1 protein-coding gene is annotated in these 256 nt (G+C 54.7%); it reads left to right on the top strand.

Annotated elements, in window-relative coordinates; all coding sequences use genetic code 11:
* Positions 1-23: 23 nt before the first annotated feature.
* Positions 24-256 (top strand): thermonuclease family protein (locus SB847_RS21545; protein ID WP_410578717.1); only part of this gene is annotated, 233 nt, incomplete at its 3' end.

The raw sequence follows: 256 nt of genomic DNA, 5'->3' as shown, positions 1-256 counted from the left end.
ACGTGAAAATGAAGAACTGCCTGTTGGCAGCGCTGCTGTTTTTTATCGCGCCAATTGCCCTAGCTGACACGTTGAGCGGCAGGGTGATCTCTGTGACCGATGGCGATACGGTCGTTTTTTTGACCGGCGGTAACGAACTGCGCGTTCGTCTGACCGAGATTGATGCACCTGAGAACGACCAACCATTTGGCGATGAGTCCACCAGCATGCTGGCCGATATGGTGGCTCAGGATCTGGTCACGCTGGAATCGGAAGG

The organism is Bacillus sp. SIMBA_026, assembly GCF_046535335.1.
GTDB classification, from domain to species: Bacteria; Bacillota; Bacilli; order Bacillales; family Bacillaceae; genus Bacillus; species Bacillus velezensis.
Note: the sequence above shows the minus strand (reverse complement) of the source record. Positions and strands in the feature narration are given on the sequence as shown.